The following is an 18,023-nucleotide window of genomic DNA, read 5'->3' as shown; positions in this document are numbered from 1 at the left end:
AGCACCCGCCCCGCCCGCACCCGCCCCGCCCGCACCCGCCCCGCCCGCAGCCGCCCCGCCCGCCACACCAGCACCCGCCCCGCCCGCCACACCAGCACTCGCCGCGCCCGCCACGCCAGCGCCCGCCACGCCAGCGCGCGCTCCGCCCGCCGCGCCCGGAGCAGCCGCGGGCGATGGTGGTTGCGGCGGCGCGGCCGGTTCTTCCGCGGTCTCCAGGTCCGCCGAGCGGAGGGTGCGCAGGTTGGCCAGCAGGGCTTCGCGGGTGCGGCCGCGCCAGCGCAGGATCAGGAACGGGTCGGCGTCGAAGCGCTCCGCGAGCAGGTAGAAGGCGGCCGCCAGGTGCTTGCACGGCACCGCCGCGTCCGGGCACGAGCAACGCATCGCGAGGTCCGTGAAGCGGGCCGGGAACAGTGGGGCGTCAACCGCGGCGAACACCTGCTCGACGTCCGGCGGCAGCTCACCCGCCAGCAGCTTCGCGGCGCCCAGTGCCTCGCCGGCCAGCGCGGCCTCGACGCGGGCCCAGGCCTCGGGAGACAGCTGGGCGAGGCCGACGCTCACCAGGTACGGACGGGGGCGGGAACCCTGCACGGTCGCGGTGACCGTGCCGGGCTCGACGTCCAGGCGGAGCACCTGGCCGGCGCGAGCATAGTTGCGCCCGCGGGTCAGCCGGGTGCCGAGCGCGAAGGACTCCAGGACCGCCAGGAACCGCTTGGACCACCAGCTCGACCCGATGGCCCCGCGGGTGCTGCGGGCGCGGATGCCGCCCTCGACCCGGATCGTGCGGCTGCCCCAGTGGTCCGGCCGGGTCACGCGCGCTCCGCTCCGGAACCGGTCACTGCCACCGGACCGCAGCCACGGTGACCGGCCCCTCCGCTGCGCTCCGGACCGGTCACGCCTGCAGCCGCTCCAGGCCGGGCACGACCTTGCGGGGGGCGAACTCCACGATCGTGTACTCCGCGAGCCCCTTCTGCTGGAAGGGGTCGAGCGCCAGCCGGGCCTCCAGCTCGGGCCGCTCCAGGCCGGCGGCCAGGATCACCCCGCCGGTGCGCGGCACCATCGCGCCCGAGGCGACGAACACGCCGTCCTCGAACTGCCCGTCGACCCACTCGCGGTGGTCGTCCATGGCCTCGTCGATGCGGTCGAGGTCGGCGACATAGCTCAGCGTGATCACGAACACCGACGCAGTCTATCCGTCACTCCACCACCGCGCCCGGTTCGAGGGCCAGCAGGGAACGCAGCTCCGTCGTGGACAGCTCGGTGAGCCACTGCTCGCCGGCGCCCACGATGCGGGCGGCGAGGCCGCGCTTGTCGTGGATCATGGCGGCGATCTTCTCCTCGACCGTGCCGGCCGTGACGAACTTGCGCACCTGGACCGCCCGGCGCTGACCGATGCGGAAGGCCCGGTCGGTGGCCTGGTCCTCGACCGCCGGGTTCCACCAGCGGTCGACGTGCACGACGTGGTTGGCCGCGGTGAGCGTCAGGCCGGTGCCGCCCGCCTTCAGCGACAGCACGAACAGCGGCGGCGCCCCCGGGTCGGCCGACTGGAACCGGGCGACGAGCGCGTCGCGGGACGCCTTCGGCAGGCCGCCGTGCAGGAACGCGACCTCGCGGCCGAACCGGGCCGACAGGTGGGCCCGCAGCATGCCGCCGAACTCCGCATACTGCGTGAAGATCAGCGCCCGCTCGCCGGCCGCGAGCACCTCGTCGAGGATCTCCTCCAGCCGGGCCAGCTTGCCGCTGCGGCCGGCGAGCCGGCTGCCGTCGCGCAGCGCCTGCGCCGGGTGGTTGCAGACCTGCTTGAGCCGGGTCATGGTGGCCAGCACCAGGCCGCGGCGCTCGATGCCCTCGCTCCGCTCGATGCGGGCCAGCATGTCGTCGACGACGGCCTGGTACAGCGACGCCTGCTCCCGCGTCAGGTTGCACAGGACGTCCATCTCCAGCTTCTCCGGCAGGTCGGCGATGATGCCCTTGTCGGTCTTGACCCGCCGGAGCACGAATGGCTGGGTGATCCGGCGCAGCCGCGCCGCGGCCTCCTCGTCGCCGAACCGCTCGACCGGCTCGGCGAACCGCTCGCGGAACTTCGTCGCGGTGCCGAGCAGGCCCGGGTTGGCGAAGTCCATGATCGACCACAGGTCGGCGAGCCGGTTCTCGACGGGCGTGCCGGTGACGGCGACCCGGTGGCGCGCGGGTAGCTGCCGTACCGCGACCGACTGCTTCGTCGCCGCGTTCTTGACGGCCTGCGCCTCGTCGAGGACCAGCCGGTGCCAGCGCAGCGCCTTGAGCGCGGCCGCGTCGCGGGCCGCGATCGAGTAGGTGGTGATGACCAGGTCGGCCTCCGCGACCGCGGTCCGGAACGCCGCGCCGCGGGCCCGCTCGGCGCCGTGGTGGACGTGCACGCGCAGGCCGGGCGCGAACTTGGCGGCCTCCCGCTGCCAGTTGCCGACGAGCGACATCGGGCAGACCAGCAGGGTGGGGCCGGGCGCCTTGGCGGCGATGAGGGCGAGCAGCTGGACGGTCTTGCCGAGCCCCATGTCGTCGGCCAGGATGCCGCCGAGGCCGGCCTGTTCCAGGAAGCCGAGCCAGTTCAGCCCGCGCTGCTGGTACGGGCGGAGCTCGCCGGCGAACCCGTCGGGCACCTGGACGTGGCCGATGCGCAGCTCCGTCTCCCCCGACAGCAGGTCGCCGAGCCAGCCGTCGGCGGTGATGCCGGTGACCGGCAGGCCGCCCGGGCCCTCGTCGGCGCCGCCGGCCAGGTGCAGCAGGTCGGCGACGGTGAGCGCGGCCTGCTCCTCGCCGCGCTGCCGCAGGATCTCCAGGCCCGCCGCCAGGCGTCGCGGGTCCAGCTCGACCCACTGGCCGCGCAGGTTGACCAGCGGCGCCCTGAGATCGGTGAGGCGGCGCAGCTCCTCCTGGGTGAGCGGCTCGTCGCCGATCGCGAGATCCCAGCGGTAGTCGACGACGGCGGCGAGGCCGAGCGCGCTGCCGGTGTCGACGGTGCCCGGTGCGGTGGCCGTGGACGACCGCGCGGTGAGCCGCAGCCCGAGCCGCGCCGACGCCTTGCGCCACCAGCCGGGCAGCAGCAGGCCGAAGCCGGCGGCGGCCAGCAGCGGCGCGTACTCGCTGAGCATCCGGTGGGCGCCGGCCGCGTCGAGCTCCAGCTCGGCCGGGCGGGCGGTGCGCAGCGCGTCCTCGATCGCCGGGTACAGGCGGCTGGCCCGGCCCAGCTCGGCGAGCAGCGTCTCCTGGGGCGCCGGGATGTGCCGCTGGAGAGCGGTCAGCGCGCCCCGCGAGCGCCAGACCCGGTCGGCGCCGACGACGAGGCTCGGCTCGTCGGCGGCCTGCAGCGCGAACTCGAGCCGCCAGGGCGCGAGGTCCAGGTCCTCCGCCGGCTCGACCAGCCGGAAGCAGGCCCGGACGGAGCCGCCGACGGCGTCGCGCTGCCACGCGGCCAGCTCGGCGCGCAGGACCGCGAGGTCGTGCGGCTCGGCGCCGTGGACCGTGCGGTCGCGGCCGGTGAGGGCGGCGACCCAGGCGCCGGCGGTGCCGGGCACGCGGTGGCGCGGCGCGGGCAGCGCGTCCCGGGCGGCGGCGTCGACGAACGCGTCGAGCACTTCGGCGAGCACGCCGGCCCGGCTCCGATCGCCGTCGATCGCCGCCTGCGGGAGGGCGAGCGCCAACTGCCGGGTGTACGCGGCGTCCCGCCCGGTGAGCACCGGCAGCCAGCGGGCCTCGGACTCGGCCAGGGACGGGAGGAGCCGGCCGCGGGCCACCAGCCCGGCGGCGAAGGTCGCGACCGCGGCGAACCAGCGGGTCGTCTCGCCCAGCACCAGGTCGTCGCCGGCCAGTCCGGCCAGCGAGCGCAGCAGCCCGACCGCGTCGTCCGGCGCGTAGCCGACCGTCTCGACGGTCCAGTCGCGCAGCTCCACCTTGCCGGTCCGCGGCTCGGTCACGACCGACGGCGAGGGCTCGGGCACGCCGCCGCGGGTCGGCAGCCGCAGCGTGCGCACGGCGGCCACACCGGCGTCGCCGTCGAGGTCGAGGCCCCGCACGGCGAACGGGTGCGCCGCCACGCGGGCCCGCGAGCGGGACGGCGCGGGCGGGAGCGTCCCGTCCTCGGCCCAGAGGCAGAGCCGGGCATCCGCCCAGAGCGCATGGACCACGAGCACGTCGGAAGCCTAGTCGAGGCGCCACATCAGGCACTCCTGAACCTCTATTCAGCGATACGTGTCGTTGTTACCATCCGGTAATCCGAGTCACTTTCACATTGACTCGCCACCCCCGGAAGGGATCCGCCATGTCCCGATCCGTAGTCAAACGCGCCCTGACGGCGCTCCTGCTCACCGCCGGCGTCCTCGTGGCGCTGCCCGCCCCGGCCCAGGCGGCCGTCCTGACGCCCACCGACTACTGCCTCGACGAGTGCGACGACATCCTGCCGCCCGGCCAGAACGGCAACGCGACGCTCGTCGACATCCTGGCCCATCAGGCGCTCGGGTTCCGGCCGGCGCACTCGGCCGACCAGCTCGGCAAGTACGCGAACCTCGTCTCGGCCTACACCGGCCTCACCACCGAGCAGATCGACCGCTTCTACAACAGCGCCTCGTTCGGCGTGCCCGCCGGGCAGGTCGAGCGCAGCTACAGCCCGCGCGCCGACGTGACGATCGTGCGGGACAAGACCCTCGGCGTGCCGCACGTGACCGGCACGACCCGGGCCGGCACCATGTTCGGCGCCGGGTACGCCGGAGCCGAGGACCGGCTCTTCGTCATGGACCTGCTGCGGCGGGTCGGCCGCGGCCAGCTCACCCCGTTCGCGGGCGGCGCGCCCGGCAACCGCGAGCTGGAGCAGTCGATCTGGCGCAACGCCCCGTACACCGAGGCCGACCTGCAGGCCCAGGTCGCCGCGCTGCAGTCGAAGGGGCCGCGGGGCGCGCAGCTGTACGCGGACGTCCAGCAGTACATCGCCGGCATCAACGCCTACATCGCCGCCTGCATGTCGGGCCGCAACTGCCCCGGCGAGTACGTGCTGACCGGCCACCTCGACGCGATCACGAACGCGGGCGGGCCGGAGCCGTTCCAGCTGACCGACCTCATCGCGATCGCCGGGGTCGTGGGCGGCCTGTTCGGCGGCGGTGGGGGCGGCGAGGTCGAGTCGGCGCTGGTGCGGGTCACCGCGCGGGCCCGCTACGGCGCCACCGAGGGCGACCGCCTGTGGGCCGCCTTCCGGTCGCAGAACGACGAGGAGGCGACGCTGACCCTGCACGCCGGGCAGACCTTCCCGTACGGCGCCGCCGACCCGAACGCGGCCGGCGTCGCCCTGCCCGACCTCGGCAGCGTCACCGCGCAGCCGGTGGTGTTCAACCCGTCCGGCTCGGCGACGACCACGGCCGGCCTGGCGCCGGGCGCGGCCACCAAGCGCGGCATGTCCAACGCCGTCGTGATCGACGCCGCCCACTCGGCGACCGGCAACCCGATCGCCGTCTTCGGGCCGCAGACCGGGTACTTCTCCCCGCAGCTGCTCATGCTGCAGGAGCTGCAGGGCCCGGGCATCAGCGCGCACGGCGTGGCGTTCGCCGGGCTGAACCTCTACGTGCTGCTCGGCCGCGGGCAGGACTACGCGTGGAGCGCCACCTCGGCCGAGCAGGACATCACCGACACCTACGCCGTGCCGCTGTGCAACGTCGACGGCTCCCCGGCGACCCGCGCGTCGGAGGCCTACCTGTTCCGCGGCGCCTGCACGCCGATGGAGAAGCTCACCCGTACCAACGCGTGGACCCCGACCGTCGCGGACTCCACGCCGGCCGGGTCGTACCAGCTGACGACGTTGCGGACGAAGTACGGCCTCGTCGCGTGGCGCGGCACGGTCGGCGGGCAGCCGGTGGCGTTCACCCAGCTGCGCTCCACCTACCGGCACGAGGCCGACTCGGCGATCGGGTTCCAGGCGTTCAACGACCCGGCCGCGATGGGCTCGGCGTCGGCGTTCGTCACCGCGGCGTCGGACGTGGGCTACGCGTTCAACTGGTTCTACGTGAACGCGGCCGAGACCGGCTACTTCAACTCCGGCAACAACCCGGTGCGCAAGGCCGGGGCGAACCCGAACCTGCCGACGAAGGCCGAGGCCGCCTACGAGTGGTCGGGCTGGAACCCCGACACCAACACCGCCGACTACGCGCCGGCCGGGCAGCATCCGCAGTCGACCGGCCAGGACTACTTCGTCAGCTGGAACAACAAGCAGGCGCTCGGCTTCAGCGCGGCCGACGGCAACTTCAGCTTCGGCGCCGTGCACCGCGCCGACCTGCTGGACCGGCGGGTGCGCTCGGCCCTGGCGAACAACGCGAAGCTGGACCGGGCCGGCGTGGTGCGGCTGGTCGAGGACGCCGCCGTCACCGACCTGCGGGCCGAGGCCCTGCTGCCGGAGCTGCTGCGGATCCTCGGCAGCACCGGCGGTCCCGACGTCGCGAAGCTGGCGGCGTGGCAGGCCGCCGGCGCCAAGCGGGTCGAGACGACGCCGGGTTCCCATGTGTACCTCCACGCGGACGCGATCCGGATCTTCGACGCCTGGTGGCCGCGGCTGGTCGACGCCACCTTCCGCCCGGGGCTCGGCGACGACGTCTACGCCGCGCTCACCGGGGCGCTGCAGATCGACGAGTCCCCGTCCGGGTACACCGGCCCGACCAGCGCCGGCTCGCTGAACCAGAGCCAGAGCCACAAGGGCTCGGCCTTCCAGTACGGCTGGTGGGGGTACCTCGACAAGGACCTCCGCACGGTGCTCGGCGACCCGGTGCGCAGCGGCCTCGGCCGCACCTACTGCGGCGGCGGCGACCTCGCCGCCTGCCGGCAGGTGCTCACCACCACCCTCGCCGCGGCCGCCGCACAGCCGGCGACGACGACCTACCCCGGCGACAAGGACTGCGCCGCCGGCGACCAGTGGTGCGCGGACACGATCATCCAGTCGCCGCTCGGCGGGATCACCCACGACAAGATCTCGTGGCAGAACCGGCCGACGTACCAGCAGGCCGTCTCCTTCCCGGCCCGGCGCGGCGACCCGATCGCCAACCTGGCCCAGGGTCGCGGCGTCTCGGCCAACGGCACCTTCATCGGCTACTCCGCCGGGGCGGCCGTCGACGGTGACCCGACGACGCGGTGGAGCAGCTGGTGGACCGACAACCAGTCGATCACCGTCGACCTCGGGTCGGCCCGCACGGTGCGCCGGGTCATCCTGCGCTGGGAGGCGGCGTACGGGTCGCGGTACCGCATCGAGGTCTCCTCGAACGGCAGCTCCTGGACGGCGGTGTCCACCGTGGACGCCGGTGACGGCGGCACCGACAGCGTGGTCTTCGCCCCGGTGACGGCGCGCTACGTGCGGATGGCCGGGGTCGACCGGGCCACCGACTGGGGCTACTCCCTGTGGGAGCTGGAGGTGTATGCGCGGTGACGTCCGGGCGCGCCGACCTCACGGGCCGGCGCGTCCCAGGCGGCCCAGGTGAGCTGCTCCCCCGCCCGGCTGAGCACGCACGTGTCGACGAGCATCTCGGCGAGCACGTGCTGGGCGAAGCCGGGCGGCGGGGCGGACAGCGACCGCTCGGCCAGGAACGCCGCCGACACGCTGCGGCGCAGCGCCGGGTCGCGCGGGAAGAACGCCCGCCCGGTGAGGTAGAAGGCCTCCTCGTCCGGGTCGAGCGGGAACGTGTGCAGCGCGAACCGGCTGTCGCGCAGCAGGTCCTCCAGCTTGGGCGAGACCATGAGCAGCGTGTAGAGCCCGTCCTCGACGAGCAGGGGGCTGACCGGGTGCACCCGCGGGCCGCCGTCCGAGCGCACCGTGCCGAGGTAGGCGAGGCCGACGCCACTGCGGTAGAGCAGCGTGCGGCCGGCCGCGGCGAGATCGGGTGCCGACCGCCGGAAGCGCCCCCACGAGAGCATGGCAGCCAGAGTCGCGTACCGCGCCCCGCCGGGTCAATTCGGGGTTTCGCGCCATTCGGCAATCAGCGCACCGACGAGATCGGCGACCTCCGCGGGGTCGAGCTCGTCGGTGTCGACGACCGCGCCGGCGCCGCGCAGGTCGTGCCGGGCGACGAGGTAGCTGCCGACGTGGTCCATGCCCCAGCCCTGCGGGCCGGGCGCCTCGTCGGCCTCGATCCGCTCGACGAGCACCGGGGCGGACGCGTCGAGCAGCACGTGGTGGACCCGGTGGCCGCGGGTGCGCAGGCCGCCGAGGAGCTCGTCGAGGTACCGCCGGCGCAGGACGGTCATGGGCACGATCAGCGGATCGGCGCCGCGGGCCTGCCAGGCCGCCGCGGCGACGGTCGCCGCCCGCCAGGCGGGCAGGTCCTGGTGGTCGCCGTGGTTGAGGAGCCCGGCGGCGCGCTTGAGCACCCACCCGACGCGGTCGGCGTCGAACGCCCGGGCCGTCGGCAGCCGGCGGCACAGCTCGGCGGTGACGGTCGCCTTGCCGACGCCGAAGGGCCCGTTGATCCAGACGATCACCGTGCCTCCCTCCCGTTGCTTCCAGGATTTTCGCAGGCGCCACGAAGGGCGGTTCCAGTCCCGGGGGTCATAACTGAGACATGAACATCGCGACCCTCCCCCGGCGCACGGCCTTCCGGTTCGACCGCGTCACCGTTCTCCTCGTGGCCGGCACCAGCCGGCTGTCCGACCTGCCCCGGCACCTGCCCGGCGACTGGCTGGTCGTCCAACGGCCGCAACTGGCCGACGGTGACGTGCGAGATCCCGACATCGTCGTCCTCGACGACCCCGGACCGCGGGCGGTGTCGGCCGCCTGCCTGCGCCACCCGGCCGCCGCGGTGGTGGCGGTCCTCAGCCAGTACAGCGACCACCAGGACGTCGTCGACGTGCTCGAAGCGGGCGCCGACGCCTGTGTGCGCGCGGCCACCACGGCGATCGTCGCGGCCCACGTGGAGGCGTGTCAGCGGCGGCTGGCGGCGTAGGTGTCAAGTTGAGCCGGGTGCGGGGCCGCTGGTCGCTTCGCCTGAAGCAATTGGGTGTTTCCGACAACATATGCTAGAGAGCGCTCTCAGGCGATTCCGCGATTGACATTGAGCTTGTCGAACGCCAGGATGAATCGAGTCTTGAGAGCGCTCTCCGGCCGAAACACCCCCCCGGGTGAACCGGCTCGGGACCGGCGGATCGTGACCGGCGAAATCGTGATCAGGGTGTCACCGGTGTGAGGGTGCGACGGGTGGTGGAGCGGGCTGCTCCACCACCCGTCTCTTTTTGTGCGCTCTCATCGGCGACGTGCGTCATGATGGTCCGGCAGATGGATATTGGGGGATGTCGGAATGGTGATGTCGGGTCGGGACCGGCCCACACTGGAGAACGTGGCGCAACGCGCCGGGGTCTCGCGTGCCACGGCGTCCCGCGTGGTGAACGGCTCGACCTCGGTCGCGCCGCACATCCGCGACAAGGTGCTCAGCGCGGTCGAGGCCCTCGGCTACGTGCCCAACCAGGCCGCGCGCAGCCTCGTCACGCAGCGGACCGACTCGATCGCGCTCGTCGCCTCCGAGACGGCCAGCCGGGTCTTCTCGGACGACCCCTTCTTCTCCAGCATCATCCGCGGCGTGAGCCTGGAGCTGGAGGCGGTCGACAAGCAGCTGGTGCTGATGATGGTCGGCCCGTCCGGGCCCAGCCACGACCGGGTCGAGCGCTACGCGACCGGCGGCCACGTCGACGGCGCGATCATCTTCTCCATGCACGGCGCCGACCCGCTGCCCGAGCGTCTCAGCCGGGCCGGCGTGCCGGTGGTCTGCAACGGCCGGCTGCTCATCCAGTCGTCGGTGCCCTACGTCGACGTCGACAACGAGGCCGCCGCCCGGGCCGCGGTCAACCTGCTGCTCGACACCGGCCGGCGGCGGATCGCCACGATCGCCGGGCCGCAGGACATGAGCGCGGGCATCGACCGTCTCAAGGGGTACCGCTCGGCCATGCACGACGCGAGCCGGCGCTCGCTGGTCGCGGTCGGCGACTTCACCCGCCAGTCGGGCGCCCTGGCGATGAGTCAGCTCCTGGAGGACGACCCGACCCTCGACGCGGTCTTCGCCGCCTCCGACGCGATGGCCGAGGGCGCGCTGCGCTCGCTGCGCCAGGCCGGCCGCCGGGTGCCCGACGACGTGGCCGTGGTCGGCTTCGACGACATGGACTTCGCCCGCGACACCGAGCCGCCGCTCACCACGGTCCGCCAGCCGATCACCGACCTGGGCCGGATGGCGGCCCGTCAGGTGCTGCGGATGGCCGCCGGCGAGCAGATCGAGCCCGTCCTGCTGCTCCCCACCGAGCTCGTGAAGCGGGACTCGGCATAGGGACGGGACCCAGACCTGGCATTGTGGCAGTCGTGAGACTTGCCACCTGGAACGTGAACTCCGTGAAGGCCCGGCTGCCCCGCCTGCTGGAGTGGCTGCCGCAGGCCCGTCCCGACGTCCTGTGCGTGCAGGAGACCAAGGTCGCCGCCGACGCGTTCCCGGCCGCCGAGGTCGGCGAGCTGGGGTATGCGGTGGCCCACCACGGCGAGGGGCGCTGGAACGGCGTCGCCCTGCTGTCCCGGGTAGGCCTCGACGACGTCCGGCGCGGCTTCGACGGCGACCCCGGCTGGGCCGGCGAGCCGGGCGGCTCCGACGAGCCCGCGGGGACGCTGCTCGACGAGCCGCGCCGCGAGGCCCGGGCCGTCTCGGCCGTCTGCGGCGGTGTGCGGGTCTGGTCGGTCTACGTGCCGAACGGTCGCACCCCGGAGTCGGCGCACTACGGGTACAAGCTCACCTGGCTCGAGGCGCTGCGCGTCGCGGTGGCGGCCGACCTCGCCGCCGGGCCGCCGGTCGCCGTCTGCGGCGACTTCAACGTCGCGCCGGCCGACTCCGACGTCTTCGACCCGGCCGCCTTCGTCGGCGCCACCCACGTCACCAAGCCGGAGCGCGACGCGCTCGCCGCGCTGCGGGGCGCCGGGCTCGCCGACATCGTGCCGAAGCCGATGAAAGGCCCCAATCCATTCACGTACTGGGACTATCGGGCAGGCATGTTCCATCAGGACAAGGGCATGCGGATCGACCTGGTCTACGCAAGCCCGTCGATAGCGGACGCGGTCACGACCGCGTACATCGATCGCGAGGCGCGCAAGGGCAAGGGTCCCTCGGATCACGCGCCAGTTGTGATCGACTTCGATGTCTGAGTACGCTGTGTCACCGTGAGACTGTCCGGGCCGTACTGTTAAGTGTGAAACGATCAATGATCGTCCTGGATAGCCCGTTCTCGCCAGTCTTCGACGGGCATTTCCGCCACTGAGCGTAACCACATCGTTACGATCTCGCAGTATTTCGCCCTTTTGGGGGGTGTACGCTCCAAAAGTCCCCGAGCTTGGATCACGCCCTCATCACGGCGCGGCGTGGACTTGGTTACAGGACGGGGGGTGACCCTTGACGATCGGCCGAACGGGAGACAGGGTTCCTCCAACGAAGGCGACACCACCACGTCGGCTTCGTGCACGCTCTGCCCGTGGACCGAACCTGCGGATGGGGCACCAGGAGTCCACGAAGACACAGCCGATCGGCTGCTGACTGCCACGGGCCCCGGTCTGGCCGACGCGCGCCGTTCCATGCTGCGCCGGCCATCGCTGGCGGGCTTGGTGAACGGGCAGGCGGCCGGGGAGAGGGGCACCACGCCCATGACTATGGGACCCGTCACGTCCAAGAGCGACGAGCAGGTGCCGACTGTCGAAGAGGCGACCGCCACACCGTCCGGTGTTCCCACCAAGGCGATCGAGGGTCGTTCCCTCGGCCAGATCGCCTGGACCCGCCTCAAACGCGACAAGGTCGCGTTGTTCGGTGCCGGATTCATCGTCTTCCTGGTGTTGGTCGCCGTGTTCGCCCCGTTGCTGAACAAGGCCTTCGGTCACCCGGTCAACGACTTCCACCAGGACAAGATCGACCCCTCGCTGGGCGGCATCCCGACCCCCGGGACCTGGGGCGGCATCAGCAAGGACTTCCTGCTGGGCGTCCAGCCGGTCACCGGCCGCGACCTGTTCTCCCAGATCATCTACGGCGCGCGGGTCTCGCTGCTGGTGGCGCTCTCGGCCACCATCGTCGCGGTGCTCCTCGGCGTGGTGCTGGGCGTCGTCGCCGGCTACTTCGGCGGGATCGTCGACAGCGGCATCAGCCGCCTGATGGACCTGATCCTCGCCTTCCCGTACCTGCTGTTCTCGATCGCCCTGATCTCGGTCGTGCCGCCGAGCACCGGCTGGCGCATCGGCGTCGTCATCGGCGTCATCGCGTTCTTCAGCTGGCCGTACATCGGACGCATCGTCCGCGGCCAGACCCTCTCCCTCCGAGAACGCGAGTTCGTCGAGGCCGCCCGCAGCATCGGTGCCGGCTCGACCCGGATCCTCTTCCGCGAGCTGCTCCCGAACCTCGTGGCGCCGATCCTGGTCTACGCGACCCTGATCATCCCGACGAACATTCTCTTCGAGGCCGCGCTGTCGTTCCTCGGTGTCGGCGTGCTCCCGCCCACTCCCTCGTGGGGCCGCCTGCTCTCCGACGCCGTGAACTTCTACGAGTACGACCCGATGTACATGTTCGTCCCGGGAATCGCCATCTTCCTCATGGTCCTCGCCTTCAACCTCTTCGGCGACGGTCTGCGTGACGCGCTCGACCCGAAGGCCAACCGCTAGCCGGTAGGCCTTCGGGCCTCACCCCGTCCACCCCCGCACGTCGTCCGGCCCCGCCCCGCAGCCTGGTCGAACCCTGTGCGCCAGTCCCGAACTTCACTCGCACGGCAGCAGCACAAGCACAGCTCGGACGGCCCGTCCCTCGGCGGGTCGCGCCAAACAAGGAGGGAAACCCAGTGAGAATGAGGACAGGGGCGCTGGTGGCGGGTTCGACCGCTATCGCCCTGGTGTTGTCCGCCTGTGGGTCAGGCGGCGAGGACAAGCCCACCACCAGCGAGACCAAGGGTGAGACCGGCTTCAACGCCGCCACCAAGGGCATCGTGAACCCTTCCGACAAGAAGGGTGGCACCCTCAAGCTCCAGACCCACGACGACCCGGACTCGTGGGACGGCGCTCGCGCCTACTACGCCTGGGTGTGGAACTTCAGCAAGGGCTACTACGCCCGCACGCTGCTCACCAACGAGGCCAAGCCCGGTGACGACGGCCTGAAGCTCGTCGGTGACCTCGCGACCGACCTCCCGAAGATCGAGGACGGCGGCAAGAAGTACACCTTCACGCTGAAGGACGGCATCAAGTTCGAGGACGGCTCGCCGATCACCTCGAAGGACATCAAGTACGGCATCGAGCGCAACTTCGCCACCGACATCCTCTCCGGTGGCCCGCCGTACCTGAAGGACGTCCTCGACCAGGGCCAGGACTACCCCGGCCCGTACAAGGACACGGACCCGGACAAGCTGGGCCTGAAGTCGGTGGCCACCCCCGACGACAAGACCATCGTGTTCACGCTCAAGGAGCCGCTGTCCGACTTCAGCTACCTGCTGGCGATGCCGGGCTCGGCCCCGGTGCCGAAGGACAAGGACACCGGCGTCAAGTACGGTGACAAGCCGGTCTCGTCGGGCCCGTACAAGTTCCAGTCGTACGACGCCGGCAAGAAGGCCGTCCTGGTCCGCAACGAGAACTGGGACGCCAAGACCGACACCGTCCGCAAGGCGCTGCCGGACTCGATCGAGCTGACCATCGGCACCGCCCCCGAGGAGATCGACAACCAGCTCATCTCGGGCACGGCTGACATCGACGTCGCGCAGACCGGTGTCCAGCAGGGTGCGCAGGCCAAGGTCCTGCTCGACGCGGACAAGAAGAAGAACGCGGACACCCCGAACACGGGCTTCATCCGCTACTTCTCGATCAACACCAAGGTCGAGCCGTTCACCAACATCCACTGCCGCAAGGCCGTGGAGTACGCCACCGACAAGACCACGATGCAGACCGCTCGTGGTGGCGCGGAGGCCGGTGGCGACATCGCGACCAACATGCTGCCGCCGACGATCGCCGGCCACGACCCGAACCTGGACCCGTACAACACCAAGTCGGGCAAGCCGCAGATCGACAAGGCCAAGGAAGAGCTGAAGCTCTGTGGCAAGCCGGACGGCTTCGACACCGTCATCGCGACCCGTAACGCGGGCAAGGAGCCGAAGACGGCCGAGGCCCTGCAGGCCGCGCTGAAGAACGTGGGCATCAACGCCCGCCTCGACCCGACCGACGCCTCGCTGTACTTCCGCTCGACCATCGGCGCGCCGTCCAACACGCACGCCAAGGGCTACGGCCTGATGATGGCCGGCTGGGGCGCCGACTTCCCGACCGGTTACGGCTTCCTGCAGGTGCTGGTCGACGGCCGTGGCATCACGCCGTCGGGTAACAACAACTACGCCGAGCTCGACAACGCCGAGGTCAACAGCCTGATCGACAAGGCCAAGGCCGAGACCGACGCGAGCAAGGCCGCCGAGATCTGGGGCCAGATCAACAAGATCGTCATGGACGAGGCCGTCATGGTGCCGTTCGTGTACGACAAGGCCCTCAACTACCGCAACCCGCGGGTCACGAACGTCTTCGTGACGAAGTACTACGGCATGTACGACTTCGGCAGCCTGGGCGTCTCCTGACCCCTGCTCACCGGAGCAGCAAAGCCTGAAAGCCGGTAACCCGCCCTTCACGAGTTCAGAAGGCAGGTGATGGCCACGGCGCCGGCCGGTGCGACGGGAACCCCGTCAATCCGGCCGGCGTCAGGCCGCACACGTGATCAACTACATCCTGCGCCGCCTGGTCACCGCGGCACTGCTTCTTGTGGCCGTCTCGATCGTCACGTTCGGCATCTTCTTCCTGATCCCGAAGGCGACCGGGGCCGATCCTGCCGAAATGTACGTCGGGAAGACGGCGACCCCGGCCGACGTCGAAGCGACCCGCGTGAAGCTCGGCCTCGACAAGCCGATCTACATCCAGTACGCGCGGTTCGCGAAGGGCATCGTCGCCGGCCGCGACTTCAACAGCGGCCCGACGGTCACCCACTGCTCGGCCCCCTGCTTCGGCTACTCCTTCCGCACTGACCGCGAGGTGTGGCCGCTGCTCATCGACCGGCTCCCGGTCACCGCTTCGCTCGCCCTCGGCGCCGCCGTCATCTGGCTGGTCGGCGGCGTGCTCGGCGGCGTCATCTCGGCCCTGAAGCGCGGTACCATCTGGGACCGGGCGGCGATGATCATCGCTCTGGCCGGCGTCTCGCTCCCCATCTACTTCACCGGCCTGGTGTTCCAGTCCCTGTTCGTGCACCAGTGGCCGATCTTCCAGGGCGGCGAGTACATCAACTTCGCCGACGACCCGTTCGGCTGGGCCAACAAGCTCTTCCTCGCCTGGGTCAGCCTGGCGCTGCTCTACGCCGCCACGTACACGCGGCTCACGCGCGCCACGATGCTGGAGACCATCAGCGAGGACTACATCCGCACCGCCCGCGCCAAGGGTCTGAAGGAGCGGGTCGTGATCGCGAAGCACGCCATGCGGTCCGTGCTGACGCCCATCGTCACGATCTTCGGCCTCGACCTCGGCGGCCTGCTCGGCGGCGCGATCCTCACCGAGAGCGTCTTCAGCCTCCCCGGCATCGGCCGGCTGTCGATCGACGCCGTGACCGAGAAGGACCTGCCGATCATCCTGGGCGTGACCATGTTCGGCGCCTTCTTCATCGTCATGGCGAACATGATCGTCGACCTGCTCTACGCCGTGATCGACCCGCGGGTGCGGCTCGGATGACCGACCCCCGTCCCCGTTCCCGATCCGTTCACGGCTTTCCTGGAAAGGAGTGAGCATGTCCAGCGGTCTGCTCACCAGCGGCGGCCCCGTTCCGGCCGGCGCGGACCCCTCGGCGGCACAGTCCTTCCTCGACGTGCGCGACCTGCGAATCCACTTCAAGACCGACGACGGTGTCGTCAAGGCCGTGGACGGCCTCACGTTCCAGCTGGAGCGCGGCGAGACCCTCGGCATCGTCGGCGAGTCCGGCTCCGGCAAGAGCGTCACCAGCCTGGGCATCCTGGGCCTGCACCGGCGCGGCTCGGCCAAGATCTCCGGTGAGGTCTGGCTCGACGGCGAGGAGCTCATCGGCGCCGCCCCCGAGCGCGTCCGCCTGCTCCGCGGCCGGAAGATGTCGATGATCTTCCAGGACCCGCTGACCGCGATGCACCCGTACTACACGGTCGGCGCGCAGATCGTCGAGGCCTACCGGGTGCACCACAAGGTCAGCAAGGGCGAGGCCCGCAAGCGCGCGATCGAGATGCTCGACCGGGTCGGCATCCCGCAGCCGCAGAAGCGCGTCGACGACTACCCCCACCAGTTCTCGGGCGGCATGCGCCAGCGCGCGATGATCGCCATGTCGCTGGTGAACAACCCGCAGCTGCTCATCGCCGACGAGCCCACCACGGCGCTCGACGTGACGGTCCAGGCGCAGATCCTCGACCTGATCCGCGACCTGCAGACGGAGTTCAACTCGGCGGTCATCATCATCACGCACGACCTCGGCGTCGTCGCCGAGCTCGCCGACGAGATCCTGGTGATGTACGGCGGGAAGTGCGTCGAGCACGCGGACGCACAGTCGATCTTCCGGCGTCCCGAGCATCCCTACGCGTGGGGCCTGCTGTCCTCGATGCCGCGCGTCGACCGGGAGGTGCGCGACCGGCTGGTGCCGATCAAGGGCAACCCGCCGTCGCTCATCAACCTGCCGAGCGGGTGCTCGTTCCACCCGCGCTGTCCGTACGTCGAGCGCAACGGCATCCCTTGCAAGACGGTCGAGCCGACCCTGGCGGAAGGCACCGCCGACCACGGCGTCGCGTGCCACATCCCGCCGGCCGAGCGGCAGGCCATCTTCAAGTCGGACATCGCCCCATCCCTCTGAGGAGCACGACAGTGTCGACGAGCACCCAATCCCAGCCCGCACAGGCACCGAAGCGGGGTGGCGACAACCTCCTCGAGGTCCAGGGCCTGGAGAAGCACTTCCCGATCATGCGCGGGGCCTTCTTCAAGCGGAAGGTCGGCGCGGTCCGCGCGGTCGACGGCATCGACCTCGCGGTCAAGTCCGGCGAGACGCTCGGCCTGGTCGGCGAGTCGGGCTGCGGCAAGTCCACCACCGGCCGGCTGATGACCCGGCTCCTGGAGCCCACCAGCGGCAAGGTGCTGCTGGAGGGGCGCGACATCTCGCACCTCGGCGTCGGGCAGATGCGCCCGCTGCGCCGCGAGGTGCAGATGATCTTCCAGGACCCGTACTCGTCGCTGAACCCGCGGCACACGGTCGGCTCGATCGTCGGGGCGCCGCTGCAGGTCCAGAACATCAAGACCGCGCACGGGCAGAAGCGTGAGGTCCAGCGGCTGCTGGAGCTCGTGGGCCTCAACCCCGAGCACTACAACCGCTACCCGCACGAGTTCTCCGGCGGTCAGCGCCAGCGCATCGGCATCGCCCGGGCGCTCGCGCTGCAGCCGAAGCTCATCATCGCCGACGAGCCGGTGTCCGCGCTCGACGTGTCGATCCAGGCGCAGGTCGTCAACCTCCTCGACGACCTGCAGCGCGAGTTCAACCTGACGTACGTGTTCATCGCGCACGACCTGTCCGTCGTCCGGCACATCTCGGACCGGGTCGCGGTCATGTACCTCGGCAAGGTCGTCGAGATCGGCGACCGGGACGGGCTGTACAAGACGCCGCTGCACCCGTACACGTTCGCGCTGCTGTCCGCGGTGCCGGTGCCCGACCCGGACCGGCGGGACCGGGCGCAGCGGGAGCGCGTCCTGCTGACCGGCGACGTGCCGAGCCCGATCGACCCGCCGTCCGGCTGCCGCTTCCGCACCCGGTGCTGGAAGGCGCAGGACCTCTGCGCGACGGAGGAGCCGCCGCTGCGCGAGCTGCTGCCGGGCCAGACGGTCGCCTGCCACTTCCCGATCACCGACGACGACCGCAGCTCGAAGGGCGCCCAGGCGGCCCGGGCCGCGGCGGCGGAGATCCCGATCGACACGGCCGAGGACCCGTTCGCGGAGCCGATCGCATAGTTGCCCTTGCCGG

The 18,023-nt window shown here is 71.4% G+C and carries 14 protein-coding genes; 9 read left to right on the top strand and 5 right to left on the bottom strand.

Going from position 1 to position 18,023, the window contains the following annotated elements; translation table 11 throughout:
• The 3 genes from IEZ31_RS39120 to IEZ31_RS39110 form a co-directional block, all read right to left on the bottom strand.
• The coding region (locus IEZ31_RS39120) for an SWIM zinc finger family protein (RefSeq protein WP_190255152.1) at window positions 1-810 on the bottom strand (810 nt) is incomplete at its 3' end.
• 79 nt (window positions 811-889) lie between these two features.
• Complete coding sequence (locus IEZ31_RS39115) at window positions 890-1,177, bottom strand: YciI family protein (RefSeq protein ID WP_190255151.1); 288 nt, start codon at window positions 1,175-1,177, stop codon at window positions 890-892.
• A gap of 16 nt (window positions 1,178-1,193) precedes the next feature.
• Window positions 1,194-4,166, bottom strand: coding sequence for a DEAD/DEAH box helicase (locus IEZ31_RS39110; protein WP_190255150.1), 2,973 nt, complete (start codon window positions 4,164-4,166; stop codon window positions 1,194-1,196).
• Between the two features lie 128 nt (window positions 4,167-4,294).
• On the opposite strand from IEZ31_RS39110, the gene IEZ31_RS39105 reads away from it, so the two are divergent.
• Window positions 4,295-7,429 (top strand): penicillin acylase family protein, encoded by a 3,135-nt coding sequence (locus tag IEZ31_RS39105; RefSeq protein ID WP_190255149.1) that lies wholly within the window; start codon window positions 4,295-4,297, stop codon window positions 7,427-7,429.
• Here IEZ31_RS39105 and IEZ31_RS39100 read toward each other — a convergent pair.
• Window positions 7,393-7,914, bottom strand: coding sequence for a pyridoxamine 5'-phosphate oxidase family protein (locus tag IEZ31_RS39100; RefSeq protein ID WP_190255148.1), 522 nt, complete (start codon window positions 7,912-7,914; stop codon window positions 7,393-7,395). The genes IEZ31_RS39105 and IEZ31_RS39100 overlap by 37 nt on opposite strands.
• Window positions 7,915-7,947: 33 nt before the next feature.
• Window positions 7,948-8,478, bottom strand: a complete 531-nt coding sequence (locus IEZ31_RS39095) for an AAA family ATPase (RefSeq protein ID WP_190255147.1) — start codon at window positions 8,476-8,478, stop codon at window positions 7,948-7,950.
• Between the two features lie 80 nt (window positions 8,479-8,558).
• Here IEZ31_RS39095 and IEZ31_RS39090 point away from each other — a divergent pair, with 80 nt between their 5' ends.
• The 8 genes from IEZ31_RS39090 (at window position 8,559) to IEZ31_RS39055 (ending at window position 18,010) form a co-directional block, all read left to right on the top strand.
• Window positions 8,559-8,939: a response regulator gene (locus IEZ31_RS39090; RefSeq protein ID WP_190255146.1), complete on the top strand. Its 381-nt coding sequence runs from the start codon at window positions 8,559-8,561 to the stop codon at window positions 8,937-8,939.
• A 357-nt stretch (window positions 8,940-9,296) separates the two neighbouring features.
• Window positions 9,297-10,307, top strand: a complete 1,011-nt coding sequence (locus IEZ31_RS39085) for a LacI family DNA-binding transcriptional regulator (protein WP_190255145.1) — start codon at window positions 9,297-9,299, stop codon at window positions 10,305-10,307.
• Between the two features lie 32 nt (window positions 10,308-10,339).
• Window positions 10,340-11,167, top strand: coding sequence for an exodeoxyribonuclease III (locus tag IEZ31_RS39080; protein WP_190255144.1), 828 nt, complete (start codon window positions 10,340-10,342; stop codon window positions 11,165-11,167).
• Window positions 11,168-11,665: 498 nt separating this feature from the next.
• Window positions 11,666-12,661 (top strand): ABC transporter permease, encoded by a 996-nt coding sequence (locus tag IEZ31_RS39075; protein ID WP_308429469.1) that lies wholly within the window; start codon window positions 11,666-11,668, stop codon window positions 12,659-12,661.
• A 179-nt stretch (window positions 12,662-12,840) separates the two neighbouring features.
• Entirely contained in the window at window positions 12,841-14,598 is a 1,758-nt protein-coding gene (locus IEZ31_RS39070) for an ABC transporter substrate-binding protein (protein ID WP_190255159.1), read from the top strand.
• Between the two features lie 133 nt (window positions 14,599-14,731).
• Complete coding sequence (locus tag IEZ31_RS39065) at window positions 14,732-15,733, top strand: ABC transporter permease (protein WP_190255142.1); 1,002 nt, start codon at window positions 14,732-14,734, stop codon at window positions 15,731-15,733.
• 55 nt (window positions 15,734-15,788) lie between these two features.
• Window positions 15,789-16,868, top strand: coding sequence for an ABC transporter ATP-binding protein (locus tag IEZ31_RS39060; protein WP_190255141.1), 1,080 nt, complete (start codon window positions 15,789-15,791; stop codon window positions 16,866-16,868).
• Between the two features lie 11 nt (window positions 16,869-16,879).
• The gene (locus tag IEZ31_RS39055) at window positions 16,880-18,010 is read left to right on the top strand and encodes an ABC transporter ATP-binding protein (RefSeq protein ID WP_190255140.1); all 1,131 of its coding nucleotides are present in this window, start codon (window positions 16,880-16,882) and stop codon (window positions 18,008-18,010) included.
• Window positions 18,011-18,023 lie beyond the last annotated feature (13 nt).

Origin of the sequence: Dactylosporangium sucinum (genome assembly GCF_014647515.1) — a bacterium.
GTDB lineage: Bacteria > Actinomycetota > Actinomycetes > Mycobacteriales > Micromonosporaceae > Dactylosporangium > Dactylosporangium sucinum.
The sequence above is the reverse complement of the archived record's forward strand: the minus strand, read 5'-3'. Positions and strand labels throughout refer to the sequence as shown.